Origin of the sequence: Burkholderia contaminans, from assembly GCF_029633825.1 — a bacterium.
GTDB classification, from domain to species: Bacteria; Pseudomonadota; Gammaproteobacteria; order Burkholderiales; family Burkholderiaceae; genus Burkholderia; species Burkholderia contaminans.
Window position 1 is genome coordinate 1186893 of sequence record NZ_CP090641.1, and the last position, 25502, is coordinate 1212394.

Sequence of the window (25502 nt, forward strand, 5' to 3'; positions counted from 1 at the left end):
AAGTCAGATCCGGTCGAAGTTGAACGGCGTCACGCCAGGCAAACCATCGACCCGCTGCACGTCGACACCGCACCAGGCGCCGATCATGCCGGCCATGCGGCGCGCTTGCTCGCCGTCGTTGATCCGCCCCATCAGGTCGATCGGCTGACGGCTACGAAACACGAGCACGAGCTGCGCCAGGTCGCTCTGGATCTTCACCAGCGAACCGCCCACGACCGCGCCGTCGATACTTTTCCGGCCACCGACCAGCAGGTGCTCCAGATCGCGGCACGCGTAGCTACTCAGCACCGGCTTGCGCAGCAGCCGCGTGGTGCGAATATCGATCCAGCGTTCGCCGTCGCGCCAGCAGAAACGCGCTTCGCGCAGCGGACCGGCAAACCAGCGCGCGCGCATCAGCTTGCGGCCGATCCAGATCAACAGCACGCCCGCGCCGGCGACGAACACACCGAAGACGCCAAGCCCGAGCCATTCGTACCACGCATGCAATTCGTCACTGGTGACGCTCCCGGCAAGCAGCGGTACGCCCATCATGCAGGCCAGTCCCAACGCACTCAGCCCGAAGCCGAACGACCACCATACGAAGTGGCCCATGCGCATGCGCCGCGGCGACAGGATCAGGTCCCGGCCGTCGGGCACGCACGCATAGCCGGCCTCGAACACCCACCGGTCCGGCGTCAGCGGCCAGATCATCATGCAGATCAAGCCCAGTGCGCCCAGCGCGACTGTGGCCCAACCCAGGATTGCTTCGACGAGAGGCGGCATAGGCGTACCCGATTGCGATCCATTGCGCTGCGCGAAACGAACGTCCGGTCCGGGTCAGTCGTCGCGATTCTGTCCTGTCCCTTTTCCGTGCGGCAAGCGGCTCCGGCTGCGCGAAGTGTGCCAGAAGCGCCGTTTACGCCCCGCCCGCAATTTTCGGCAATTGCCAGCCGAAGCGCACCGCCGTCATCCGCAGCGCAAAGCATGCGGCGCCGCCCAGCACGGCCGCGACGATCGGCGAACAGCCGAGCCGCCGGCACGATACGACGACCACCGCGCCGAGCAGAGCCGCGCTCGCATAAATGTCCGTGACCAGGACGACCGGTATCCGTGCAAGCAGCACATCGCGCACGACACCGCCGCCGCAACCGGTCACGGCGCCCATCAGCGTCGCAATGAACGGGTGAACGCGGAATTCGAGCGCCTTCACCGCACCCGCGACGGCGAACAACGCGAGGCCGGCGGCATCGAGCGTCGTGAGCAGCGACGGAGAAAACGCGGCGACCCGCTCATGAAACACGAACGCGAACAGCCCTGAGGCGAACGCAAGCGCCGGATAACGCCAGTCGCTCACGGCGCTCGGCGGGCGGGCCCCGATCAGCAGGTCGCGAATCACACCGCCGCCGAGCGCGACGACGAGCGACAGCACCATCACCCCGAACAGGTCGAGTCCGGCGCCGATCGCCGCATTGGCGCCCTCGATTGCGAACACCGCCGTGCCCGCGAGATCGGCGGCCAGCACCACTTGCTCGATGCGCTTCATGCGTAACGACAGTCGAGGTGCGGCATCATCCGGCTGCCGGCTGCGTCGACACGATTGGACGCGCCGTTCAGCCACCTGCTGCCTTCCTGCCGCCATCCGGATACATCGCGCCTGTTGCGGATCATGACCGCCTCCTTGATCGGAATCGGGCAGTCTAGCGCATCGGCCGCTCACGGTCGGGCCGCGCATGAAGCCGAATGCAAAAAGCCGGCGAAAGCAGGATGTGTACCCTGCTTCCGCCGGCTCGACAGCACGCCGGGCTTCCAGTCAGGACCGCGAAGCCCCGCGCACCTCGCTCAATGCACGCCGAGATAAGCCTTCACCGCCGGCAGGCCCGGCTTGCCGTCGAGCGTCGTCACGCCCGCGAGCCACTTGTCGAGCGCCTGCGGGTTCGCCTTCAGCCACTCGGCCGCCGCCTTGTTCGGGTCTTCCTTGTTCATGATCGGCGTCATCACGTGGTTCTCGATCGACGTCGTGAACTGCAGGTTCGACACGAACTTCGCGACGTTCGGGCAGCGCTGCGCGTAGTCGGGCGGCGTCGCCGTCAGCACCTTCGCTTCGCCGTAGTTCGGGCCGAACACGTCGTCGCCGCCGCTCAGGTAGTCGATCTTCATCTGCACGTTCATCGGATGCGGTTCCCAGCCGAGGAACACGATCCACTGCTTGTCGCGGATCGCGCGATTCACCTCGACCAGCATCCCGGCCTCGCTCGACTCGACCATCTTGAACTTGCCGAGGCCGAACTGGTTGCCGTCGATCATCTTCTTGATCAGCAGGTTGCCGTCGTTGCCCGGCTCGATCCCGTAGATCTTGCCGTTGAGCTTGTCCGCGTACTTCTGGATATCCGCGAACGACTTCAGGCCGCCCTGGTACACGTAGTCGGGCACCGCGAGCGTATATTTCGCGCCGGTCAGGTTCGGCGTCGAAAGCACCTTGATCTGGCCGGCCTTCGTGAACGGCTGGATGATCGGGTCCATCGTCGGCGACCAGTAGCCGAGGAACACGTCGATCTGCTTGCTCTTGATGCCGGCGAACGTGATCGGCACCGATGCGATCGTCTTCGTCGGGTTGTAGCCGAGCCCCTGCAGCATCGTCGACGCGAGGCCCGTGGTCGCCGCGATGTCGGACCAGCCGACGTCCGCGAAGCGCACGTTCTTGCACACGGGCGGATCGGCCGCGTACACGGCCGACATCGGCGCGGATATCCCGATCCCGCACACCGCTGCGATCAATAGGCGCTTCATCTTGCTTCTCCTCAAAGTGATGTCGTTTGCTTGAATGCGGGATCGTTTATTGAAGCCGCGCGCCGCGATCCCGGCGGCGTCGCGGACCATGGGTTCGGTCAGCGCCCCGGCAACCGGCGCTCGTAGCTCGGCGCGTGGCCGAACTGCGCGCGGTAGGCCTTGCTGAAATGGCAGGGCGAATGAAAGCCGCAGACGGTCGTCACGCGTGCGATCGACGCGTCGGTCGTGCGCAGCAGGTCGCGCGCGCGCTTCAGGCGCAGCGTCAGGTAATAGTGGGTCGGCGACACGTTCAGGTACACCTTGAACATGCGCTGCAGGTGCCGCTGCGACAGCCGCACAAGCCGCGCGAGTTCCTCGAGCGACAGCGGCTCCTCGATGTTCGCCTCCATCAGCCGCACGACCTCGATCAACTCCGCGCGCGAGAAGCCGACGCGCGCATCGACCGGAATCGGCTGCGTGTCGGTCGAGCTGCGGATGCGCTCGAGGATGAACTGCTCGGATACCTGCGCGGCCAGCTGCTGGCCGAAGCGCATGCCGACGAGGTTCAGCATCAGGTCGAGCGGCGCGGTGCCGCCGGTGCAGGTCAGCCGGTCGCGATCGACGACGAACAGTTCGTCGGCGAAGCCGACCTGCGGAAACTCCGAATGCAGCGCGGACAGGTTCTCCCAGTGCACGGTGCAGCGATAGCCGTCGAGCAGCCCGCTCGACATCAGCGCATACGCGCCCGTGCAGATGCCGCCGAGCGGCAGGCCGCGTTCGGCAAGCGCCGCGAGCGTATCGCGTGCACCCTCGTCGACCACGTCGCGGATGCGGATGCCGCCGCACACGATCATCACGTCGGGCAGGTTGGTGTAGTCGAGCGCCTGCGTGGGCCGTACCGCGATGCCGTTGCTGGCGTGCACCGGACTGCCGTCGAGCGAATAGATCGACCACTGGTAGTGATCGGCACGCCCGACGTAGTTCGCCATCCGAAGCACTTCGACAGCGCTGGAGAACGCGATCATCGAGAAGTTCGGCAGCGTCAGGAAGCCGAAATGGGCGAGCGATGAAACCGGTGAAACGCAGGCTGCGGGCGCGACAGCAACGGCGGACGTCACATCGGTCTCCTGGCGAGGAGGTTGCAGGGGGCCAGCCCCGCGGCGCAAGCCGCGGAGGCCGTTATCCATGTTCAGGATGAGCGGCCGGGGTCCGGCCGCCGGAGCTCACGCCTGAGCGGGCGCGGCTTTCACGCGAAACAGCTGCTTGAGACCCGAGAACAGCGGCGCCTTCACGGTGCCCGGCGCACGGCCGAAGCTTTCGGTGATGCGATCGAGAATGATCGCGAGCAACACGACCGACAGGCCGCTTTCGAAACCGAGGCCGATGTCGAGGCGCTGGATACTGGCGAGCACGTCGTTGCCGAGGCCGCCCGCACCCACCATCGACGCGATGATCACCATCGACAGCGCCATCATGATCGTCTGGTTCACGCCCTGCATGATCGACGGCAGCGCGTTCGGGAACTGCACCTTGTACAGCAGCTGCCACGGCGTGCAGCCGAAGGCCTGGCCGGCTTCGACGATCTCGCGGTTCACGTGGCGGATCCCGAGGCTCGTCAGGCGCACCGCCGGCGGCATCGCGAAGATCACCGTCGACAGGATCCCCGGCACGCGGCCGAGACCGAACAGCATCGCAGCCGGAATCAGGTAGACGAACGCGGGCATCGTCTGCATCAGGTCGAGGATCGGGCGCACGATCGCGGCGACCCACTTGCTCTTCGCGGCCCAGATGCCGAGCGGGATGCCGAGCACGAGGCTGATGATCGTCGACGACAGCGTGAGGCCGAGCGTGATGACCGTCTGGTCCCAGAAGCCCGTCGCGAAGATCAGCAGCAGCGACAGCGTCGTGAACAGCGCGAAGCGCCAGCCCACCCGCCACAGCCCGACGCCGATGAAGATGGCCATCATCAGCCACATCGGGATCGCCTGCAGGCCGTGCTCGACGAATGCCGCGAGCCCCTCGATCGCCTGGCCGATCGCGTCGAACGTCTTGGCGTCGTGGTCGAGCAGGTAGTGAACGGACTGGTCGACCCAGGTACCGAGCGGAATCATTTCAGACATGGGAACCTCGCGAACGCGTGATGGCCTTCAGGATGAGCGCACGATCGACCGAGCCGCAGTAGCAGCCGTCGTCGTCGACGACCGGCAGCGCATTCGGGCTCGCGACCACGCGCGCGACGACATGTTCGAGCGACGCATCGCGGCGGATGGATTCGATCGGGCTCACGGACGGCGTCGCCTGGCCGATCGCATCGCGCGTGACGAAGCCGCGGATCTTGCGTTGCGCATCGAGCACGAACGCATAGTCGGCACTGCCGTTCAGCGTCGCCGCGACGTTCGCGGCATCGCACTTCGACACGATCGGCACGGCGCCCGTCTGCATCAGGTCGCCGGCCGTGAGGTAGCGGCTGGTGTCGATGCCGTCGAAGAACGCGCGCACGTAATCGTCGGCCGGGTTCGCGATGATGTCCTGCGGCGTGCCGACCTGCACGAGCCGGCCGCCTTCCATGATCGCGATACGGTTGCCGATGCGCAGCGCTTCTTCCAGATCGTGCGACACGAACATGATCGTGCGGCGTTGTTCCTTCTGCAGCTGCAGCAGCACATCCTGCATTTCCCGGCGCTTGAGCGGATCGAGCGCGGAGAACGCCTCGTCCATGATCATCAGCGACGGGTTCACGGCCAGCGCGCGGGCGAGGCCGACGCGCTGCTGCATGCCGCCCGACAGTTCCGACGGCAGCTTGTGCGAGAACGGTGCGAGGCCGACCTGCTCGAGCACTTCCATCGCGCGGCGCTCGCGCTCCTTCTTGCCGACGCCCGCGACTTCCAGGCCGAACGCGGCGTTCGACACCACGGAGCGATGCGGCATCAGCGCGAACGACTGGAACACCATGCTCATGTCCTTGCGGCGCAGCGCGGTCAGCGCCGAGCGGCGCGCCGACGCGACGTCGAGCCCGTCGATCATCACCTTGCCGGCGCTGGGATCGACCAGCCGGTTCACGAGGCGGATCAGCGTGGACTTGCCGGAGCCGGACAGGCCCATCAGCACGAAAATTTCGCCTTCCTGCACATCGAAGGAGACGTTGTGCACGCCGACGACCTGGCCGGTGCGCTTGAGCACATCGTCCTTCGTCGCGCCGGCGGCGAGCATGTCGAGCGCCTGCTGCGGGTTGCTTCCAAACACCTTGCACAGACCTTCGACCACGACCTTGGGGGCATCCATCGAAACCTTCTCCTCGTGTAGCGGGACTCGCGCTTGTCTTAGCGTGCCTACATAGTTGCCAGAAAAAACCCCGACCTGCCGACGAATTACGACAAACGCTTGCGCAAATACGACACGGCCGCCAGCCCCGCCGGGCGGGCCGCGGCACGCGGCGGCACCCGATTGCGGCGGCGCAATACGCGCATGTCCAGCAACGACGGGCATCGCGGGTCGGACTTGTGCGCAGCAGCGCGGCGCATATCGCGTCGCGCGTTGCGGCAAATCGCATCGGGCACGCGTCGCTTTACGACAATTTCACGTCCGATCACGCGCCGATCTGCTCAGACGAAAGCGTATCGTCTCCCCCGATAAAAAGCATGACCGTGCAAAAAACCGCGCGGCGACACCGGACGGAGCACGCCGCGATACCGCGCCAACCCGGAAATTTCGCGACAGCCGCTGTGATACATTCCCCGCCAACACGCCGATCGCGACGCAGGCCGCCACGCGGCCACCGTGGTCGGCAGCGCATGCCGGTTCGCCTGCCGGCCATGCCGATACCGCCTCGACCGGCAAACGTCCGATCGCAGGCCGATAACGATACGAGAGAGAGGGAGCAAAGGCGAGATGAACTGGGCTTTTACCGCAATCGGCTTCATCGTGGGCGGGATTGCCGCATTGATCGGGGATTTCTCCGGCATCACCGGCGCAGTGCTCGGTGCCGCGATCGGATTCTGCCTCGACAACACGCTGCAACAGCGCAAGCGCAAGAACAACGGCACGGCCCCCGGCGCGTTCGCGATGCAGGCACCGCCCGCCCAGCCGCCGGTTCCCTTGGCCGAGCGCGTCGCGCGCCTCGAGGCGACCGTCGAGACGCTGACGCGTGAAGTCGCGTCGTTGCGCGGCCAGTTGGCCGGCGCGAAGGCCGGCTCGGCCGCGACTGGCGCGACCGTGTACACGCCGACCGGGGCCGCCTCCGCCTCCGCCTCCGCCTCCGCCTCCGCCTCCGCCTCCGCCTCCGCCTCCGCCTCTGCCTCTGCCTCGGCATCCCCATCCGCATCCTTGCCGCCTTCGGTCGCCCTGCCGCCGCGCATGCCTGCCCAGCCGGCCGCCGCACGCCCGGACGCATCGGTATCCGCATCGGCACCCGTTCCCTCCCCGTTCGCGCCGCCACGCCGGCACCGACACCGGCCGCCGCGATCCGCGCGAGCGAAACGCCTGCCGCCGCGGCGCCCGCACCGTCGGCTCCCCGCGCCGCCCAAACCGCGCGAACCCGACCTCGTCGAGCGCGCATTCCGCGCCGCGCGCGACTGGCTGCTCGGCGGCAACACGGTCGTGCGCGTCGGGATCATCGTGCTGTTCTTCGGCGTCGCGTTCCTGCTCAAGTACGCGGCCGACAACAACATGCTGCCGATCGAATTCCGCCTCGCCGGCACCGCGCTGGCCGCGGCCGCGCTGCTCGCGATCGGCTGGCGCGTGCGCGCACGCCGTGCGGCGTACGGGCTCGTGCTGCAGGGCGGCGGCGTCGGCATCCTGTACCTGACGATCTTCGCCGCGACCAAGCTTTACGCACTGCTGCCCGTCGGCGCCGCGTTCCCGCTGATGGTGGCCGTGTGCGCGCTGAGCGCGTTCCTCGCGGTGCGGCAGAACGCACTGCCGCTCGCGTTCATGGGCACCGCGGGCGGCTTTCTCGCGCCGGTGCTGCTGTCGACCGGCCACGGCAATCATGTCGCGCTGTTCAGCTACTACGCGCTGCTGAACGCGGGCATCTTCGCGATCGCCTGGTTCAAGGCCTGGCGTCCGCTGAACCTGCTCGGCTTCGTGTTCACGTTCACGATCGGCTCGGCATGGGGCGTGACGGCCTACCGCCCCGCGCTGTTCGCGAGCACCGAGCCGTTCCTCATCCTGTTCTTCCTGATGTACGTCGGCATCGCGCTGCTGTATGCGGTGAAACGCGAACTCGCGCTGCGGCACTACGTGGACGGCACGCTCGTGTTCGGCACGCCGATCGTCGCGACCGCGCTGCAGGCATCGCTCGTGAAGGACATGCCGTTCGGGCTCGCGTGGAGCGCCGTCGCGCTGTCGGCGTTCTACGTCGTGGTCACCGCGTGGCTCGCGCGGCGCCGCGACCGCCTCGCGCTGCTGTTCGAATCCACGCTCGCGCTCGCGGTGATCTTCGCGACGCTGGCCGTGCCGCTCGCGTTCTCCGGCCCGACGACCAGCGCCGCGTGGGCGATCGAAGGCGCGGCCGTCGTGTGGCTCGGCGTGCGCGAGAAACGCATGCTGCGGTTCGGCTTCGGGCTGCTGATGCAGGTTGCCGCGGCCGGCGCATTCTTCACGAGCCTGCTCGGGCCGGCCGACGCCGCCGCACTGCCGGTGCTCAACAGCCCATACATCGCGATGCTGCTGATCGCGCTCGCCGGCCTGTTCACCGGCTGGTGGCTGCACGGGCGCGGCGAAGCGCGCGCGTGGCATGCGTGGATGCCCGAGATCGGCGCCGCGGCCGCCGCTTGGGGGCTGCTGTGGTGGGTGAGCGGCGGCCTGCACGAGATCCTCGTCTACGCGAGCCGTCACGTCGACCTGCATGCCGACCGCTTCGTCGTCGATACGACTGCGCTGTTCGCGGCCGGCACCGCGTGGCTCGCGCATGCCGCGCGCCGCCGGCTGGCGTGGCCGCTCGCCGAATGGCCCGCGCTCGCGCTGACGCCGGTGCTGGCGCTGCTCGCGCTGCGTGCGTTCGATGCACACGAGGCTCCGCTGTCGGGGATGGGCGCGTTCGCGTGGCCCGTCGCGGTCGGCGCAGGACTTGCGCTGCTGTGGCGCCAGTCGCGCGGCACGGCAGGCGCCGGTTCCGCGTCAGGCTCGGCACGCGGCGGCGCGCCATCCCTCTCCGCAGGCATCGTCGCGCCGCTGCATACGCTGATGTTCTGGACCGTGTGCGGGCTGCTGTCGCTCGAAGGCTTCTGGCGCCTGCGTGCGTACGTGCCCGAAGGCGCGTGGAGCTGGAGCGCATGGGCCTACGGTTTCGGTGCGCTGCTCCTGCTGGTGTCGGGCCCAGGCTCGCGGCTGCGCTGGCCGGTTGCGGCGTTTCCGCGCGCGTACCAGGTATGGGGCGCGGCGCCGCTCGCCGCGCTGCTGTGGCTGTGGAGCATCGCCAGCGTGATCAGCGACGGCAACGCCGCGCCGCTTTTCTGGCTCCCGCTGCTCAACCCGCTCGACGTCGCGCAGTGCCTCGTGTTCGTCGCGTTCGCCGTGTGGCTGCGCCGCCTGAAAACGCTCGGCATCGCGTGGCATCCGCGCGTCGTCGACTACGCGGCCATTGCGACCGTGTTCCTGTGGTTCAACGCACTGATGCTGCGCACGCTGCATCATCGCTTCCACCTGGCCTACGACATCGACACCGTGCTGTCGTCGTTCGGCATCCAGCAGGTGTTCATGGTCGGCTGGAGCCTGTTCGCTTTTGCCGGGATGTGGCTGACGCGCCGCGACGGCATCGCCCGCATGTGCGCGCTCGCGTCGCTGCCGCTCATCGTCGTGATGTGGGTGTGGACCTTCTACGCGAACTTCACGCAGGACGGCGGAAGCTGGGCGCGCGTGCCCCTCTTCAACCCGCTCGACCTCGTGCTCGCGGTCGTCTATGCACTCGCCGCGTCGTGGTTCGTGCGCGCACGCAAGCTTGGCTGGTCGTTCGGCAAGTATCGCGTCGAGCTGGTGAGCGCGGCCGGCGCGACCGCGTTCCTGTGGCTGAACGCGATCCTGTTGCGCACGCTGCATCACTGGGCCGGCGTGCCGTACGAACTCGGCGCGATGGCGGCATCGACGCTCGTGCAGGCGTCGGTGTCCGTGTACTGGACGCTCTGCGCGCTCGCGATCACGATCTGGGCCACGCGCCGCGGGCTGCGTCCGCTGTGGTTCGTCGGCGCCGCGCTGCTCGCGCTCACGGTCGTCAAGCTGTTCCTGTTCGACCTGTCGCACGTGTCCGGCATCGAGCGCATCGTGTCGTTCATCGGCATCGGCGTGCTGCTGCTGTTGATCGGGTATTTCTCGCCGCTGCCGCCGAAGGCCGCCGCGCAACAGGACGACCACGCATGAAACGACTCGCCGCCCTGCTCGGACTGAGCCTGCTCGCGTCATTCGCGGCGGCCGACGGCCGCGCAGCGCAGCGCTTTGCGCTCGACCTCGACGGCACCGCCGCGTATTACCAGCTCACCGTGCCGCAGCCCGTCTATGCGGCGAGCCGGCGCGAGGATCTCGGTGACGTGCGCATCTTCAACAGCGCGGGCGAGCCGGTGCCGTATTCGCTCGACGCCCCCGCGGCGGCCGCGGCCGCCGTCCCGCCGACGCGCACGCCGGTGCACTGGTTTCCGCTGCCGCCTGCCCGCGCCGACAACGCCAACGCGCCACTCGGCGTGACGGTCGGCCCGGACGGCGCGCTGCGCGCGGGCGTCGCCGCACCGGTGCGCGCGAAGCATGGCGCGGATCTCGTCGACCTGTCGCATGCGGAGGGCGAGATCGACGCGCTGCTCGTGCACGTGAGCGACGACAGCTACCAGGGGCGTGTGGCCGTCGAAGCCAGCGACGACCTGCGCAGCTGGCGGCCGCTCGGCAGCACGCAACTGCTGAAGGTCGGCCGCGGCGACGCGATGCTGGTGCAGGAACGCATCGCGCTCGAAGGCGCGGCGCCGCGCTACCTGCGACTCGACTGGCTCGACGGTGCGCCCGCGATCGCGTCGATCGACGTCGAGACGCACCTGCGCGATGCGCGCGGGGCCGACACCGCATCCGTGCCGCGCCAATGGCGCGACGCCGTGCGCGTGCGGGCCGGCGGCACGCCTGGCGAGTATCTGTTCGACACCGACGGCGCCTATCCGGTCGACCGCGTGCGCATCGACCTGCCGCAGCCGAATACCGTCGCGCGCGCGACGCTGCAGAGCCGCGCCGACGCGCAGGCGCCGTGGCGCGACGTCGCGGGCGCCGTGCTGTTCCGGCTGCAGGGCAAGGCCGGCGAGCAGCGCAATCCGCCGCTCGAATTCGCGGCGAATACGGATCACGCGTGGCGGATCGTCGTCGACATGCGCAATGGCGGATTCGGCGGCGGCCAGCCGGCCGTCGCGATCGGCTGGCATCCGGCCGCGCTGACGTTCGTCGCGCGCGGCACGCCGCCGTTTACGCTCGGTGTCGGCGACGCGTCGCTCGTGTCGTCGGCCGTGAGCCGCGACGCATTGCTGGTCGGCATGGCGCCCGAAGTGCGGCCCGCGCGCGTCGGCGCGGCGTTGCCGGTGTCGGCGGTCGCGCCGGCGTCAGTGGCCGATACGGACGCACCGCGCCGCTACGTGCTGTGGGGCGCGCTGGTCGTCGCGGTCGGCGTGCTCGGCACGATTGCGTGGCGCCTCGCGAAAGGCGGTGGCGATACGCGCCGCGACGGGTGACGCGGGGCGCTCGTCGCCCGTCTTTACGCGCCGTTTATCGGGCGAACCGGTTTCTTTCGACGGTCGCAATGCGTAACTGCGTACAGTCGTCGCATCGGAACCACGATGCGACGACATGCAGGAAACCTATCCATCGTATGACCGGCCGCTGCCACGCACGCGCGTGCGCCCGGCCTTGCGGCTGAAGCGGCTTCTGCTGCTCTTCCCGATCATGCTGCCGCTGCCGATCGCGCTGCCCGCGCATGCGGACGACACACCCGCGGCGCCGGACAGCGCCGTCAGCGCGCCCGCCCCCTCGCTTCCCCCGACCCTCGACACGATCGTCACCGCGCTGCGCGACCGTTTTCACGTCGCGTACGCCGACGCGCGCACGATCGCGCGAGCAGTGCAGACCGAATCGGATCACTACGGGCTTGCGCCGGCACTGCTGCTCGCGATCATCGCGGTCGAGTCGGGCTTCGATCGCCACGCGGTCAGCGTCGCCGGCGCGCGCGGGTTGATGCAGGTGATGCCCACCGCTCATCGCGATCTCGTCGCGCACGTGAAGGATCTCTCCGATCCGGCCACCAACGTGCGGATCGGCGCGGCGATCTTCCGCGGCTATCTCGACGATGCGGACGGCGACGTCGAAACCGCGCTCGTGCGCTACAACGGCGGCACGAAGCGCTATGCGCAGCGGGTCGCGCTGCGCGTGCAGCAATTCGACGCGCAACTGCGCAGTACGAACGGCGCGGCGAGCGACGCGCCGCGGACGGCCGCGAACCCCTGAGCGCGTCGCTACCGTGCGCCGGCGAGCCGGTAACCGACGCCCGTCTCCGTGACGATGTACGCGGGCCGGCGCGGATCGCACTCCAGCTTGCGCCGCAGGTGGCCGACATATACGCGCAGGTAGTGCGCATCCTTGCCGTGTGCCGCGCCCCACACTTCGCTCAGCAGGCGGTCGTGCGTCAGCAGCCGCCCGCGTGATGCGCGAGCGCGGCCAGCAGCCGGAATTCGATCGGGCTCAGATGGACGCGCGCCCCGCCGCGCAGCACCTGGCGATCGCCGAGATCGACGGTCACGTCGCCGAAGCGGACGCACACCGCATCGATGCGCCCGCCGCCGGCTTGCCGCCGCAGGTGCGCACGAATCCGCGCGATCAGCTCGGCGGCGCCGAACGGCTTGGTCAGGTAATCGTCCGCGCCCGCGTCGAGCGCGGCCACCTTGTCGCTTTCCGCACTCAGCGCCGACAGCACGATCAGCGGCGCGGCCGAGCACGCGCGCAGCGCACGGATCAAGTCGGTGCCGCCGAGATCGTGCAGGTTCGTGTCCGCGACGATCAGGTCGGGACGTCGCGCGCCGACGGCCGCTACGCCCGCCGTACCGGTCGCGGCCTCGAAGACGTGCATGTGTTCGGCCTTCAGCGCGACACGGACGAAATGCCGGATGAACTTGTCCTCGTCGACGATCACGATGACGACGCTCGGTTCGCTCATCCGGCAGCGCCTTCGTCCGGTGCGTGATGCGCGCCTGCGCAAGGGGCACGGTGCGCGCTCATGCTCACGCCCATCCGCAGGCCACCAGCACCATGTCGATCAGCTTGATGAACGGGAACGGCAGCAGCACGCCGCCGAGGCCGTACAGCAGCAGGTTCCTGCGCAGCAGCGGCGCCGCGCCGAGCGGACGATAGCGCACGCCCTTCAGCGCGAGCGGAATCAGCGCGACGATGATCAATGCATTGAAGATCACCGCGGACAGGATCGCGGATGCAGGCGACGCGAGATGCATCACGTCGAGCACGCGCAGCTGCGGATACGTCGTCGCGAACGCGGCCGGGATGATCGCGAAATACTTCGCGACGTCGTTCGCGATCGAGAACGTCGTCAGCGACCCGCGCGTCATCAGCATCTGCTTGCCGATCTCGACGATCTCGATCAGCTTCGTCGGATTCGAGTCGAGGTCGACCATGTTGCCGGCTTCCTTCGCCGCCTGCGTGCCGGTGTTCATCGCGACCGCCACGTCGGCCTGCGCGAGCGCCGGCGCGTCGTTGGTGCCGTCGCCCGTCATCGCTACCAGACGGCCTACCGCCTGGTGCTCGCGAATCGTCGCGAGCTTGGTTTCCGGCGTCGCTTCCGCGAGGAAATCGTCGACGCCCGCTTCCGCCGCGATCGCCGCGGCCGTCAACCGGTTGTCGCCCGTCACCATCACGGTCTTGATACCCATCTTGCGCAGCTCTGCAAAGCGCTCCTTGATGCCGCCCTTCACGATGTCCTTCAGCTCGATCACGCCGAGCACGCGGGCGACACCGTCGACACGCTCCGCCACCGCGAGCGGCGTGCTGCCGCGACGCGCGATGTCGGTCACGACGGCTTCGACTTCGCGCGTGACGCAGCCGCCGTGGGACTCGACGTAATGCTTGATCGCGTCGGCCGCGCCCTTGCGGATCTCGCGGCCGGGCAAGTCGACGCCGCTCATCCGCGTCTGCGCGCTGAACGACAGGAACACCGGATGCAGCGCCTGCATGTCGCGCTCGCGCAGGTTGAAGCGCTGCTTCGCGAGCACGACGATGCTGCGGCCTTCCGGCGTTTCGTCGGCGAGCGACGACAGTTGCGCGGCATCGGCCAGCGCTTCCTCGGTCACGAACGGCGCGGGCACGAACGTCGATGCCTGGCGGTTGCCGAGCGTGATCGTGCCGGTCTTGTCGAGCAGCAGCACGTCGACGTCGCCGGCCGCTTCCACCGCGCGGCCCGACGTCGCGATCACGTTCGCCTGCATCATCCGGCTCATCCCGGCCACGCCGATCGCGGACAGCAATCCGCCGATCGTCGTCGGGATCAGGCACACGAGCAGTGCGACGAGCGCGGTGATCGTCACCACGTGGCCGGCCTTCATCGCTTCGACCGCGAACGTCGAGAACGGCAGCAAGGTGGCAGTCGCGAGCAGCATCACGATCGTCAGCGCGACGAGCAGGATCGTCAGCGCGATCTCGTTCGGCGTCTTCTTGCGCTTCGCGCCTTCGACCATCGCGATCATGCGGTCGAGGAACGCCTCGCCCGGATTGACGGCAACCCGCACGACGATCCAGTCGGACAGCACGCGCGTGCCGCCCGTGACCGACGAGAAGTCGCCGCCCGATTCGCGGATCACCGGCGCGGATTCGCCGGTGATCGCCGATTCGTCGACCGACGCGACGCCTTCGATCACGTCGCCGTCGGCCGGGATCGTGTCGCCGGTTTCGACGAGCACGACGTCGCCCTTGCGCAGGTCGGTCGACGCCATCACCTCGACGGCCGCCTTCGCATGCGGCGCCACGAGCTTTTTCGCGACCACGTTGTGTTTCGCACTGCGCAGCGACGCAGCCTGTGCCTTCGAACGCCCTTCCGCGAGCGCCTCGGCGAAGTTCGCGAACAGCACGGTGAACCACAGCCACAGCGCGATCGCGACGATGAAGCCGGCAGGCGCTTCGGCCTGGCCGAACAGCGCGGCAATCCACAGGATCGTGGTCAGGATGCTGCCGACGTACACGCAGAACATCACCGGGTTGCGGAACTGCGTGCGCGGCGTGAGTTTCCGGAACGAATCCGCGATCGCCGGGCGCACGAGTGCGGGATCGAACATCGAGCGCGCGGCCGTGCGCGCATGGCCCGGCTGCGCGGGGCGCGGGCCTGTCACGGGTGCGAGAGACATGGCGGTTTCCTTTTGCCGGCACGCCCCGCGCAGCAGCATCCGGCATCGATCACGCGAGCCGGCTGCCTGCGCGCGATCTCGCGTGCAGCTTCCGTTTCCATGCAACCATCTTATGAAGGTTCGCGTGAAGATCGCGGCAAAGGATCGCGTCAGGGTATAAAAAGCGCGTAAACGTCCGTTTCGCCGCGGCGCGGCGGGGGTGTCTCAAGGGCCGTACACGAGCGGGAGCGCCACACTCCGCTCATCCGACGTTTACGCGGAAAAACAGGAAAACGAACCGGCGCGCGACGGTCAGCCGAACGTGTAGCGCCCGTGCTGACGCGGACGCCACGGCGTCGAGCGGCAACTCGCGGCACCGGCCGCGCGTCGTGCCGCCCAGCCTGCGCCACGGCGCACGTGCTGGCCGCGCCGGGCCACGGCGACCACGCGCGACGGCAACGCATACGCAAGACGCCGCACGGCCGCCACGCGCGCGGCCATGCGTGACGCCGGCGCCACGCGGCGCGCCACCTGCGCGACGGGCCGCTTGCAAAGGATCGCGCTGTCGTAGCGCTTGCCGTCGAAGCGCATCACGTCGACGACGTCGAAACCCTGCGCGCCGTAGAACGCGAGCAGGTGCGAAGCGGGATGCGGCGTATCGAGTGCGAGCAGCGTATAGCCACGCAGCGCGGCCCACTGTTCGGCGAACGACAGCAGCAGCGCGCCGATTCCGCGGCTTTGGCATTCGGGGTCCACCGCCACCTGCCGCACGCTCGCGACACCTTCGCGCCGGTACAGCGAGCACGCCGACGACGGATCGGTCGCATACAGCGTGGCCGTGCCGATCACGCGCCCGCCGCACACGGCGACGTAGCACTCGCCCGCTTCCGCGCGGCGGCGCGTGACATCCTCGCTCTGGTCGACGCACGTGCAGTTGAGTCCCATCGCGCCGAGCCGCGCGAACGCGCGATGCAGCATCGGCGTAAGTTGTGCATAACTGTCGAAGGCCGGGTCGAAACGCCGCACGGTCACCCGATCGGCGCACACGGAAGGCGGCGCGGCGGGAGACCGTTCGGCGATCGCGTTCCAGGGTATCGACATTGCCTTGCTCCGTGGTTGGGATGCCCGAAGTCTATGAGCGCGCCCGCGGCCCTCGCAAGAAAAAATGTCGTAAAAAGTTTGGGGAAACGCGCGCCGGAGAGACGGTTGAAACGGTGTCCGCCGCAGCGCTGAGCCGGTCGTTGCGAATGCACGAAAGCGCGCCGATCGTTGTTTGCGCAAGCAACGCGCCCCGTGGCCGGCTCATGCGCCGGCGAGCGCCGTTGACACATGCGGCGGCACCTTCCAGACTCGCGGGTTCCTTCTCTCATCGAGCGCGCCCATGATCACCTGCTACCTTCGCTACGTCATCGATCCGTACAAGCTCGACCAGTTCGAAACCTACGGCAAGATGTGGATTCCGCTCGTCGAAAAGTTCGGCGGCACGCATCACGGCTACTTCCTGCCGTCCGAAGGGGCGAACAACATCGCGCTCGCGATGTTCTCGTTCCCGAGCCTCGCCGAATACGAGCGCTACCGCGAACGCTCGATGGACGATCCGGCCTGCCAGGCCGCGTTCCGCTACGCGGAAGAAACGCGCTGCATCGTCAGCTACGAGCGCAGCTTCTTCCGGCCGGTGTTCGAGTAACGGATAACGGGCAACGGCCCGGCGCATTGCGCCCCGTTTCCTGACCGGGACGAAAAAAAGCCCCGCCTGCATCCGCGCGGCGGGGCTAACCCATGTCAGTAGAGACATCATGGAGGAGACGGACCCATCTTATCGACCGCGGCCCGCCGTCCCAACCAAGCATTTCTGCTATCGATCTGGGAGGCCGCGCACACGATTGCCCCGGCCGCGCGGCATATCGATAGAACGAAAAGTCGTTTTCAGAGTGGCGGCGGGGTCGTTACCATCTGGTTTTAAGCCTGTGCTTAGCCGGGCAAGCCATCCCCAAGGAGCGCCCCTTGACTGCATTCGATCAACACCGCCGCCCGTTCGTCGTCGGCATTGGCGGTACCACCCGTGCAGCGTCGTCGACCGAACGCGCGCTGTCGTTCGCGTTGCGCGGCGCGCAAGCGGCCGGCGCACGCACGCGCCTGTTCGACGGCCCGTTCCTGCATACGCTGCCGCACTACGCGCCCGAACACAAAACGCTGACCGACGCGCAGCGCGAACTGATCGACGCCGTGCGCCAGGCCGACGCGATCATCATCGCGACGCCCGGCTATCACGGCGGCGTCTCCGGCCTCGTGAAGAACGCGCTCGACACGCTCGAGGAACTGCGTGCGGACGATCGGCCGTATCTCGACGGCCGTGCGGTCGGCCTGATCGTCACCGCCTACGGCTGGCAGGCAGCCGGCACCGTGCTGACGTCGCTGCGGTCGATCGTGCATGCGCTGCGCGGCTGGCCGACGCCGTTCGGCGCGACCGTGAACACGCTCGAAACGCGCTTCGACAGCGCCGACAGCTGCTCGGATCCGAAGGTCGTCGCGCAACTCGAGACGGTCGGCACGCAGGCGGCCGAGTTCGCGCTCGCGTTCGCATCGCATCGCGCGGCCTCGCATGCGGCATCGGTCGACGCACTCGCGCCCGTGCTGAAGATCGCCAACCAGTAATTTCCCCGCCTCCCACCGCCCGCGCCCGGCCGATTCCATTCGCCGGCGCGGGCGGTGCACATTCGGACGAGCGGCCACGCGCCGTGTACGTCGACGCCTTTCGCCATTGCCCGTTCCCCACCACCGATAACGATTCGGCCCACTGCGTGATTTGCATTGGCCGAAAGATTGGTTCACGCCGCGGGCGGGTTTTCGTACGCTGAACCTCCGAACTTTCTCCGCGCATGCCATGAACCGTACGATCCGCTACAAGGGCTACGAAGTCGCCCCCGCTGCCGCCCGGTTGCCGAACGGGCTGTTCGCCGCCAACCTGACGATCGAGAAGGCGAGCGGCGGCCCGTCGCCGCGCGCCGTTTCGTTCGACGCGATCGATTTCTTCTTCGAGGAAGAGCACGCGCTCGCCTACGCGTCCCGCTGGGGCCGCCTCTGGGTCGACACGAACGCGTGACGCACGCCTGGCCGGCTGACGTTCACCAATGAAGCTGAACGGCATAAATTAATGAAATCAATGGCTTGCAAAGCAAGCCGCCATGATTGCCCGCTTCATTTTTCCATGCAAACAAATTCCGCCGCCCCTTTCGGGCCGCGCACGCTGTCCGGCAACCAGGTGTCCGGCGCCGGAGGCTGCGACGGCCGAAACTGAACGGATCACGATCACGAGGTTCGTGCCGGAACTCACGTGCGCTCGAGCGCATGGGTGACGAGCGCGTCGATCGTACCGTCGTGCCGAAATCCCGCCTCGATGGCACGGCGATCATTCAGCGGCGGTTGTCGTCCGAATAGCCGCTCGATCCGCTCCACCGGCGCGTAGTCGATGTCGAACGAGCCGAACCGCCGGACCAACGCATCGACGATCTCTTGAACCGACAGATGCAGCACCGGGGGCGTCCAGACTCGGCCGACGTGCAACCCCTCTGCGGACATGCGTCCGGCGTGCAGCAGGTTGTCGACACAGCATCTGCGGGACATCCACCACACGGTGGCCGAGGGAGAAACGGGACAGGTATAAGACTGGCCGCTCTGCGCCGCGCGGAAGATCTGGCTCATGAACGCGGACCCATGTCCCGCAGAAAGCGCCGGACGAGCCACGATGCCCGGCAGGCGCAACGCACGGCCATCCAGCTTGCCGCGTCGCGTCCAGTCGGCCAGGATCAGCTCGCCAACCAGCTTGTGCACGCCGTAGCTCATCGTCGGGCGCGGCAGGGTGTGCTCGTCCACGGACGGGGGTAACGACTCGCCCAACACCGCAACGCTGCTGGCATAGACGACGCGCGCCGCACGCCCCTGCTCCGTCGCTTGCTTCGCCAGGCGCTCGAACAGCGCCAGCATCCCCGACAGATTCACCCGGTCGCCTTCAGCCGGTTCGGCTTCCGCCTGCGAGCCGGGCATGCTCGCCAGATGAAAGACGACGTCGACAGGTTTCGACAGCTGCGGCTCGAGAATCTCCGGGCTGCTGAAATCGCCGACCCGTGCCGTGATTCGCGCATCGTCGTACGGCCACTCCGCTTGCCGGTCGACCAACAGCAGTTCCGACACATCGCCGGGCTCCGCGATACCGTCGCGCAGCAGCCGTTCGACCAACGCCGTTCCGACAAATCCGCCCGCCCCGGTCACCAGCACTCTCATGGCCGGGCCTCCGCGTCGTCGGCGCGCGGCGCGCGCACGACCCGCTGATCGATCGTGCCGAACGGTGCGTTGCCGGCGTCATCGCGCGCCGTCATCCTGACCCGGTCGCCAAAGCGCATGAACCGCGTGCGCGCGGCCCCTTCGTCGATCATTTCGATCACGCGGCGCTCGGCGACGCACGCCGAGCCCGCGTTGCGATCGGCATTCGACACCGTGCCGGACCCGACGATCGTCCCCGCCGACAGGCGGCGCGTACGGGCCGCATGCGCGACGAGCTCACCGAAGCCGAAGTTCATCTCGCGTCCATGCGGATGACCGAACCAGCGGTCGTTCCATTCGACGTGCAGGCTCAGATGCACGCGGCCGTCGCGCCAGTGCTCGCCGAGTTCGTCGGGCGTGACGGCAACCGGTGCAAAGCTCGTAGAGGGCTTGGCCTGCAGGAAACCAAAGCCCGTCTTCATTTCGCGCGGGCCGAACGCCCGCAGGCTCCAGTCGTTGAGCTGCACGATCAGGCGGATGCAGCGCAGCGCACCGGCGGCCGATACGCCCATCGGCACGTGCCCCACCACCACACCGAATTCGCCTTCGAAGTCGATGCCGTCGGCCTCGTCAGGCAAGGGCACGTCGCTGGCCGGGCCAAGGAAATCGTCGCTGGCGCCCTGGTACATGACCGGCACCGTATCGAACTCGGGAATCGGCGGAGTATTGAACGCCTGCTCCATCAGGCGGCCGTGATTCAGAAACGCCGAGCCGTCGCACCACTGCGGACTGCGCGGCAAGGGCGCAGCGCAGGCGGCCGGATGGAACGGACGCGCATCGCGCACGCTGCCGGCGTTCAACGCGTCGTAACGCGCCTGCAAGCCGGGTGCGAGCACGTCCCAGCGATCGAGCACATCAGCCAGTGTCGTTGCGATCGGTGCAGCTTCGACGGCATGGCGCAGGTCGCGCGACACGACCAGCAAGCGGCCATCGGCGCTGCCATCGGGCAAGGTGGCGAATTTCATCGTGCGCCTCCGTGTGCGGGCGTGTCGAGCACGGCGGCAATCGCCGGATCGTAGGCGCCGTCGATCAGAACGAACAGCATCCGGCATGGGCGACCCGAGCGATTCGCCCAAGCATGGTTGGTTCCCCGCTGAATCACCACGTTGCCCGGCGCCAGTGCGACTTCGGCATCGTCGAGGATCAAGGTCATTTCGCCTTCGATCACCACGCCGTAATCGATCGACTCGGTGCGATGCATCAGCGGATGCGGCGAGCCGGCCTTCACCGTCGACGCTGCTGCGTCGCCGATCTGGCTGAACGCGTCGTGCATCTTCACCGCTCCGTGCGCGAGAAATTCCGGCGTGTCGGGCGGAATGTCGACGAAGCGCATACGGGTGCCGTGCTTCGGCGGCGGCAGCACGAGCGCGCCAACCGTGGGATCGACGCCGTTGTCCACGATGGCGGGGCTCGACGACGTGCTCCACACTTCGTGGAATACGGTGCCGGGAATCGCGGCGATTTCCACCACGGTCGGCAGAGGACCGTCGGATGCGACGACTGCCCGACCGTCGGCATCGTGTCCGGTCACCACGCGACGAATCGCTGGAAAGCTCATGCTGCTGCCTCCACGTCGGTGTCATCGAAAATCGCGACGGCGCGCGTCCACCCTGCCGACGCACCGCGAATCTTGTGCGGGAAGCAACTGATCGTGAAGCCGGTCGGCGGCAAGGCCGTGAGGTTGTGCAGCTTCTCCAGATGGCAATAGCCGATATCGCGCCCCGCCTTGTGCCCTTCCCAAATCAGCGACGTATCGCCCGTTTCCGCGATCTTTTTCGCGGTATAGGAGAACGGTGCATCCCAGCTCCATGCATCCGTGCCGGTCAGGCGCACGCCACGCTCCAACAGGTACATGGTCGCTTCGTAGCCCATGCCGCAGCCCGCATTGACGTAGTCGTCGTGCCCGTAGCGCGATCCGGCCCGCGTGTTCACGACGACGATATCGAGCGGCTGCAGTTCATGGCCGATGCGCGCGAGTTCCGCCTCGATGTCGGCCGCCGTCGCGACGTAGCCGTCCGGAAAGTGCCGGAAATCGAGCTTCACGCCCGGCTGGAAGCACCATTCCAGCGGCACCTGATCGATCGTGATGGACGGTCGAGCCTCACCCAGGCTCGCATCCATCGTCGAGTGGAAATGCCAGGGCGCGTCGAGATGCGTGCCACTGTGGGTCGTCAGCGTGACCCACTCCGCGGCGGCAGCTTCACCGTCGGGATAGTCCTCGGGTTTTGTACCCGGCAGCATCGCCATGAATTCGGGCAGCGTGTCGCCGTGCTTCTGATAGCTGATCCTCGGCGCGAGCGGCGGCGGATCGGAGAGAACGTCGTTCTCGAGATAGATGGAGAGATCGACGAACCGTCGAACGGGTTTCATGTTCAGACTCCTTGGGATGGGGAACCGCGATCGAGCCGCGAGAAGCAGACCGCCGCAGCGGTGGCGATCAGCACTGCAGCGAACCCGAGGCTGCCGTAGCCGGACTGCTTGACGAGCGTGCCGCCGAGCACCGGGCCGATGGCGGCGCCCGTCATCAGCATCGCCGGCGTCGCGGCCACGGCGCGGCCGGTGCGGTCGATGCGCGCCAGCATGCCGAACGCGAAGGTGTGGGTGAAGATCATCACGGCGGCAAAGACCGAGGTGGCCGCCGCGTACGGCACGAACGCCGCGCTTTGCGTGATGACCAGCGCCAGCGCGGCCTGCACAACGGGGCCCGCCTGCACGACCTTGCGGCCCGGCACGCGCGTTTCGAGCAGTCCCGCGACGGGAGCGGGAAACAGGTTGACGATGCCGAGCGCGATCAACGTCGCGATCACGGCGCTCAAACCGAATCCGCGATCGAGGCCGATACGCTGGACAAAACTGAACAGCATCGACTGCGTCAGCGCCATGCAGCCGACGCCTGCCATGCCGAACCAGACGACACGCTCGAAGCGAGGCTCGCCGCCGGTTGCCGCGCTGCCGCGCGCTTGAAGCGACGGAAACGCGAGCGCGCAGGCGATCGCGGCAACACCCATCACGCTCGCAAAAACGTGAAACAGCATCGGGCCGCCATGCGTTGCGATCAGTCCCGGCACGGTGCCGAGAAACGCGATAGCGAAGATGCCGAGCGCGAGGCCGGAGATCGCGAACAAACGATGCGGATTGCGGCTGCGCCCGACGGTGCCGTGCGTGAAGCTCAGGCCGCATCCGACAGCGACGCCCGCGACGGCATGCAGCGTCGCCAACATCAGGTAGCGATCAACCGGCACGGACGTGATGCCGACGAACGCGCCCGCCGCGATGCCGAAGCCGACGGTCGACATCGCGCGCGCCGGCAGGCGATTCAAGCGCGGCGAGAAAAAGACGCTGCTCAGCACGGCACCGGCCAGGAACAGCGTGGCGAGCAGGCCCGCCTTCTGGGGATCGAGCCGATACGCACCGATCAACGTGCCGACCCAAACCGGCAAGGCCACCAGATCGACCATGCCGGCGCAATGCGCGAGCATCAACGCAACGGTGCCGAACGCGCCAAGCCGCGTCGTGTCGGTCGATATCGACCGGTCGGCAGGTGCCGGCGTCGTGGGGGAAAGGTTCGTCTCCATCGTACCTCCGCTTGCGTCAGATAGGCCGCGCGAGACTCATATGCGTCTCGTGCATGATGCGCCGGTGTTCCTCCTTGTCGCCGCCGCCAATCTCGATCTCACCAAGCCGCCCGGAGTTTTCCACCACCATGCGGCAGCGCTCCCAACGACGCGCCTGGAATGCCTGCAAGGCAGCCTCCACCGTCGCACCGCGCCCCAGCTCTTCGGCAAGCACGATCGCATCCTCGATGCCTATGCCCGCGCCCGCCGCCATATGCGGCGTGGTCGCGTGCACCGTATCACCGACGAGCACCACCCGTGAGCTGAACCAGGGCGCCGGCAGCAGCAGGCTTTCCAGCGGACGGTAGTTGACGTGCGATTCGGTGCCGATCTGCGCGCGGATGGACCGGATCAGCGGCACGTCGAACATGGCCAGCAACTCGGACAGCATGCGCGGCCATTCGGCGGGATCGATGTAGTCGTTGGTCGGCCTGTCCTCGGTGACGAAGACGTACATTTCCTCCCGGGAAACCGGATTGACACCCGCCTTGATCCGGTGCCCCAGCCACATCGTCGCGCAAGCGATCTCCGCCGGTCGCGGCACCACGGCGCGCCACACGCCCTGGCCCGTATAGCGCGGCTTCGGCGCATCGGGAAACGCCGCTGCGCGCACTTTCGAGTAGAGGCCGTCCGCGCCCACCACGAGGTCGTAGGTACCGTGCGTGCCGTCCGTGAACGCCACGTCCACTTGTTCGCCGCGCGGCTCGATCCGCGAGAAGGTGCAGCCGAGCTTCACGCGCACGCCTGCGGCGCGTGTCGCCTTGGCGAGAATATCGGCCAGCACCGGGCGCATGATCGCGCCGCCGCCAGGAACGTCCTCGCCGGCCACTCGCGGAGTCGGCAGCACGCCGATCGACTGGCCGCCGGCCGTGTACAGATTCACGCCGTCGCCGCCGTGGCCGCGTTCGAAGAAGTCGTCGAGCACGCCGATCGTGCGCAGCGCGCGCAACGTGGGCCCGCCAATGCTGATGCCGGCACCGTACGAGCGCCAGCCCTGGTCGATCTCGACGAGGTCGACAGTGAGGCCGAGCTTCGCGCACTGGATCGCCGTCGCCATACCGGAAAATCCGCCGCCTATGACGAGGACGTGTTGAAGAGGGGCTGCCATCTGGATGTCTCCTTGTTATGCCTGGTGTGGGCGTGTCATGTCGCGATCAGCACGATGGTGCCGTCGCGCGTCACGTCGATCTCGACGGGTGTCAGCCGCTGACCGAGGCACGGGCCGAGTACGCACTCACCGCTTGCGATGTCGAACTGCGCCCCGTGCGCGTGGCAGACGATTCGGGTGCCGTCACCGTTCAGGTAGGCGTCCTTGCGCCAGGCCATCTGCGTTTCGCCGAAAAAGTGCGGACACGCATCGCGATATGCACGAACCTGCGCGCCGTACCGCACGACAAAAAGCGTGTCGTGCCCCTGCCCATCGGGATCGAAGCCGCGCGCGCCGGGATCGGGCAGATCGTCGACGCTGGCGAGTCGAATGCGATCGGGATATGTCTCGGACATGACGGAACGATGCTCGCCGTCAATCCGACTTCGCCGCGGCCGCCCCCGGCGGAGAACCGCCCGGCGCCCACTTGTCGCGATGCTGGAACAGGAACAGTTGCGACGCGTCGGCACCCATCGGCGCCTCGCGCGCGTTCCATGCATCGTCGTGCAGATCCATGTCGGCGTCGTACTCGACGTGACAGCCGAGCGGGCTGTTGAAATACCAGAACCAGTTCGAGCCGAACCGATGACGCCCCGGCCCCCAGAACGACTGGTAGCCCTTCGCGACGAACCGCGTGCCCGCCTGCAGCACTTCGGTCGGTCCGCCCATATGGAACGTGAAATGCTCGCAACCCTTCATGAAAGGCGGCGTCTGAATCATGAAGAGCGTGTGATGGTCGAGCGTGCCGGCCGGCTGCAGGAATGGCCCGACGCCCGTGAATCGGTCGGTGCAGCGAAAGCCGAGGCGCTCCACATAGAACGCTTCGGCCTTCGCCGCATCCGGCACGAAGTAGACGACGTGCGAGAGCGTGCGCGGAGTCAGCACCGCGTCGTCGCTCACGGCCACGATGTTCGGCGCGCGCTGCGCAGGCGCGCCCGGCGCATTCACGGGCTCGGCGGCCAAGGCGAGCGGACGGCGCCTGGTGACCTGGAAGCCGATCGCAAAACCCATGTCGTCGAGCGATTCGATCGATCCGTCGGCGAGCGTGCGCACTTCGCGGTCGCGGCACAGTTCCGCCGCGATCGCGTCGATCGTCGCGGCATCCGCGACGCCGTAAATCGTCTTGCGCAGCATGCTTGCCGTGCCGAGCGCAGGCGGCAATGCCGGATCGTCGCGGCGAGCGATGTCGATGCCCGTTCCGTCGAGTGCCTCGAAACGGCCGCCGGTATTGTCGCTGCGCACCGGCAGCAGCCCGTAGTCAAGCAGATATTGGCTGCAGGCGGCGACGTCGTCCACGCCGAAGACCAGCGTATCGGGTCCGATGATATTCATGAGATGTGC

The 25502-nt window shown here is 67.7% G+C and carries 21 protein-coding genes and 2 pseudogenes; 6 read left to right on the top strand and 17 right to left on the bottom strand.

Features of this window, described 5'->3' with window-relative positions:
- Window positions 1-3 precede the first annotated feature (3 nt).
- The 6 genes and pseudogenes from LXE91_RS23050 to LXE91_RS23075 all read right to left on the bottom strand — a co-directional run.
- Entirely contained in the window at window positions 4-762 is a 759-nt protein-coding gene (locus tag LXE91_RS23050; protein WP_039346645.1) for a hypothetical protein, read from the bottom strand.
- 133 nt (window positions 763-895) lie between these two features.
- Window positions 896-1522, bottom strand: a complete 627-nt coding sequence (locus LXE91_RS23055) for a trimeric intracellular cation channel family protein (protein WP_039346647.1) — start codon at window positions 1520-1522, stop codon at window positions 896-898.
- A gap of 296 nt (window positions 1523-1818) precedes the next feature.
- Window positions 1819-2766, bottom strand: a complete 948-nt coding sequence (locus tag LXE91_RS23060) for a choline ABC transporter substrate-binding protein (RefSeq protein ID WP_039346649.1) — start codon at window positions 2764-2766, stop codon at window positions 1819-1821.
- Window positions 2767-2864: 98 nt separating this feature from the next.
- Window positions 2865-3863, bottom strand: coding sequence for a GlxA family transcriptional regulator (locus LXE91_RS23065; protein WP_039346651.1), 999 nt, complete (start codon window positions 3861-3863; stop codon window positions 2865-2867).
- 105 nt (window positions 3864-3968) lie between these two features.
- Window positions 3969-4865 (bottom strand): choline ABC transporter permease subunit, encoded by an 897-nt coding sequence (choW, locus tag LXE91_RS23070; protein WP_006480571.1) that lies wholly within the window; start codon window positions 4863-4865, stop codon window positions 3969-3971.
- A pseudogene (locus tag LXE91_RS23075) lies at window positions 4858-6263 on the bottom strand (quaternary amine ABC transporter ATP-binding protein); the annotation flags it as partial. The pseudogene LXE91_RS23075 and the gene choW, both read right to left, overlap by 8 nt.
- A 370-nt stretch (window positions 6264-6633) precedes the next feature.
- Here LXE91_RS23075 and LXE91_RS23085 point away from each other — a divergent pair.
- The 3 genes from LXE91_RS23085 to LXE91_RS23095 all read left to right on the top strand — a co-directional run bounded on the left by LXE91_RS23085 (window position 6634) and on the right by LXE91_RS23095 (window position 12204).
- The gene (locus tag LXE91_RS23085) at window positions 6634-10098 is read left to right on the top strand and encodes a DUF2339 domain-containing protein (protein WP_278068169.1); all 3465 of its coding nucleotides are present in this window, start codon (window positions 6634-6636) and stop codon (window positions 10096-10098) included.
- Entirely contained in the window at window positions 10095-11435 is a 1341-nt protein-coding gene (locus tag LXE91_RS23090; protein ID WP_039346657.1) for a DUF3999 domain-containing protein, read from the top strand. The genes LXE91_RS23085 and LXE91_RS23090 overlap by 4 nt, the downstream gene beginning before the upstream one ends.
- 115 nt (window positions 11436-11550) lie before the next feature.
- On the top strand, window positions 11551-12204 hold the full coding sequence (locus tag LXE91_RS23095; RefSeq protein ID WP_052760204.1) for a lytic transglycosylase domain-containing protein: 654 nt from the start codon (window positions 11551-11553) through the stop codon (window positions 12202-12204).
- 8 nt (window positions 12205-12212) lie between these two features.
- Here LXE91_RS23095 and LXE91_RS23100 read toward each other — a convergent pair.
- From LXE91_RS23100 to LXE91_RS23110, 3 genes and pseudogenes are all read right to left on the bottom strand, one after another.
- A pseudogene (locus tag LXE91_RS23100) lies at window positions 12213-12910 on the bottom strand (response regulator).
- A 64-nt stretch (window positions 12911-12974) separates the two neighbouring features.
- Complete coding sequence (gene kdpB / locus LXE91_RS23105) at window positions 12975-15032, bottom strand: potassium-transporting ATPase subunit KdpB (RefSeq protein ID WP_039346696.1); 2058 nt, start codon at window positions 15030-15032, stop codon at window positions 12975-12977.
- Between the two features lie 360 nt (window positions 15033-15392).
- On the bottom strand, window positions 15393-16181 hold the full coding sequence (locus tag LXE91_RS23110) for a GNAT family N-acetyltransferase (RefSeq protein ID WP_039346659.1): 789 nt from the start codon (window positions 16179-16181) through the stop codon (window positions 15393-15395).
- Window positions 16182-16461: 280 nt separating this feature from the next.
- Between LXE91_RS23110 and LXE91_RS23115 the strand changes: the two genes are divergently transcribed.
- The 3 genes from LXE91_RS23115 to LXE91_RS23125 all read left to right on the top strand — a co-directional run bounded on the left by LXE91_RS23115 (window position 16462) and on the right by LXE91_RS23125 (window position 18183).
- A complete protein-coding gene (locus tag LXE91_RS23115; RefSeq protein WP_039346660.1) occupies window positions 16462-16767 on the top strand; it encodes an NIPSNAP family protein in 306 nt (101 codons plus the stop codon).
- A gap of 317 nt (window positions 16768-17084) precedes the next feature.
- Window positions 17085-17735: an NADPH-dependent FMN reductase gene (locus LXE91_RS23120; protein ID WP_027790596.1), complete on the top strand. Its 651-nt coding sequence runs from the start codon at window positions 17085-17087 to the stop codon at window positions 17733-17735.
- A gap of 229 nt (window positions 17736-17964) precedes the next feature.
- Entirely contained in the window at window positions 17965-18183 is a 219-nt protein-coding gene (locus LXE91_RS23125) for a hypothetical protein (RefSeq protein ID WP_011354057.1), read from the top strand.
- A gap of 227 nt (window positions 18184-18410) precedes the next feature.
- Here the strand turns inward: LXE91_RS23125 and LXE91_RS23130 are convergent, their stop codons facing one another.
- Genes LXE91_RS23130 through LXE91_RS23165 form a run of 8 tightly spaced genes read right to left on the bottom strand, consistent with a single transcriptional unit; the run spans window position 18411 to window position 25493 of the window.
- Window positions 18411-19361, bottom strand: coding sequence for an NAD-dependent epimerase/dehydratase family protein (locus tag LXE91_RS23130; protein WP_039346664.1), 951 nt, complete (start codon window positions 19359-19361; stop codon window positions 18411-18413).
- On the bottom strand, window positions 19358-20365 hold the full coding sequence (locus LXE91_RS23135) for a fumarylacetoacetate hydrolase family protein (RefSeq protein WP_039346665.1): 1008 nt from the start codon (window positions 20363-20365) through the stop codon (window positions 19358-19360). The genes LXE91_RS23130 and LXE91_RS23135 overlap by 4 nt, the downstream gene beginning before the upstream one ends.
- Complete coding sequence (locus LXE91_RS23140) at window positions 20362-20958, bottom strand: cupin domain-containing protein (protein ID WP_039346667.1); 597 nt, start codon at window positions 20956-20958, stop codon at window positions 20362-20364. Before LXE91_RS23140 ends, LXE91_RS23135 begins: the two co-directional genes overlap by 4 nt.
- Window positions 20955-21770 (bottom strand): cyclase family protein, encoded by an 816-nt coding sequence (locus LXE91_RS23145; RefSeq protein ID WP_039346669.1) that lies wholly within the window; start codon window positions 21768-21770, stop codon window positions 20955-20957. The genes LXE91_RS23140 and LXE91_RS23145 overlap by 4 nt, the downstream gene beginning before the upstream one ends.
- 2 nt (window positions 21771-21772) lie before the next feature.
- Window positions 21773-22975 (bottom strand): MFS transporter, encoded by a 1203-nt coding sequence (locus LXE91_RS23150; protein ID WP_082139587.1) that lies wholly within the window; start codon window positions 22973-22975, stop codon window positions 21773-21775.
- Window positions 22976-22991: 16 nt separating this feature from the next.
- On the bottom strand, window positions 22992-24122 hold the full coding sequence (locus LXE91_RS23155; RefSeq protein ID WP_039346671.1) for an FAD-dependent oxidoreductase: 1131 nt from the start codon (window positions 24120-24122) through the stop codon (window positions 22992-22994).
- A 35-nt stretch (window positions 24123-24157) separates the two neighbouring features.
- The gene (locus LXE91_RS23160; protein WP_039346672.1) at window positions 24158-24517 is read right to left on the bottom strand and encodes a Rieske (2Fe-2S) protein; all 360 of its coding nucleotides are present in this window, start codon (window positions 24515-24517) and stop codon (window positions 24158-24160) included.
- A gap of 19 nt (window positions 24518-24536) precedes the next feature.
- Window positions 24537-25493, bottom strand: a complete 957-nt coding sequence (locus LXE91_RS23165; RefSeq protein ID WP_039346674.1) for a VOC family protein — start codon at window positions 25491-25493, stop codon at window positions 24537-24539.
- Between the last annotated feature and the right edge of the window lie 9 nt (window positions 25494-25502).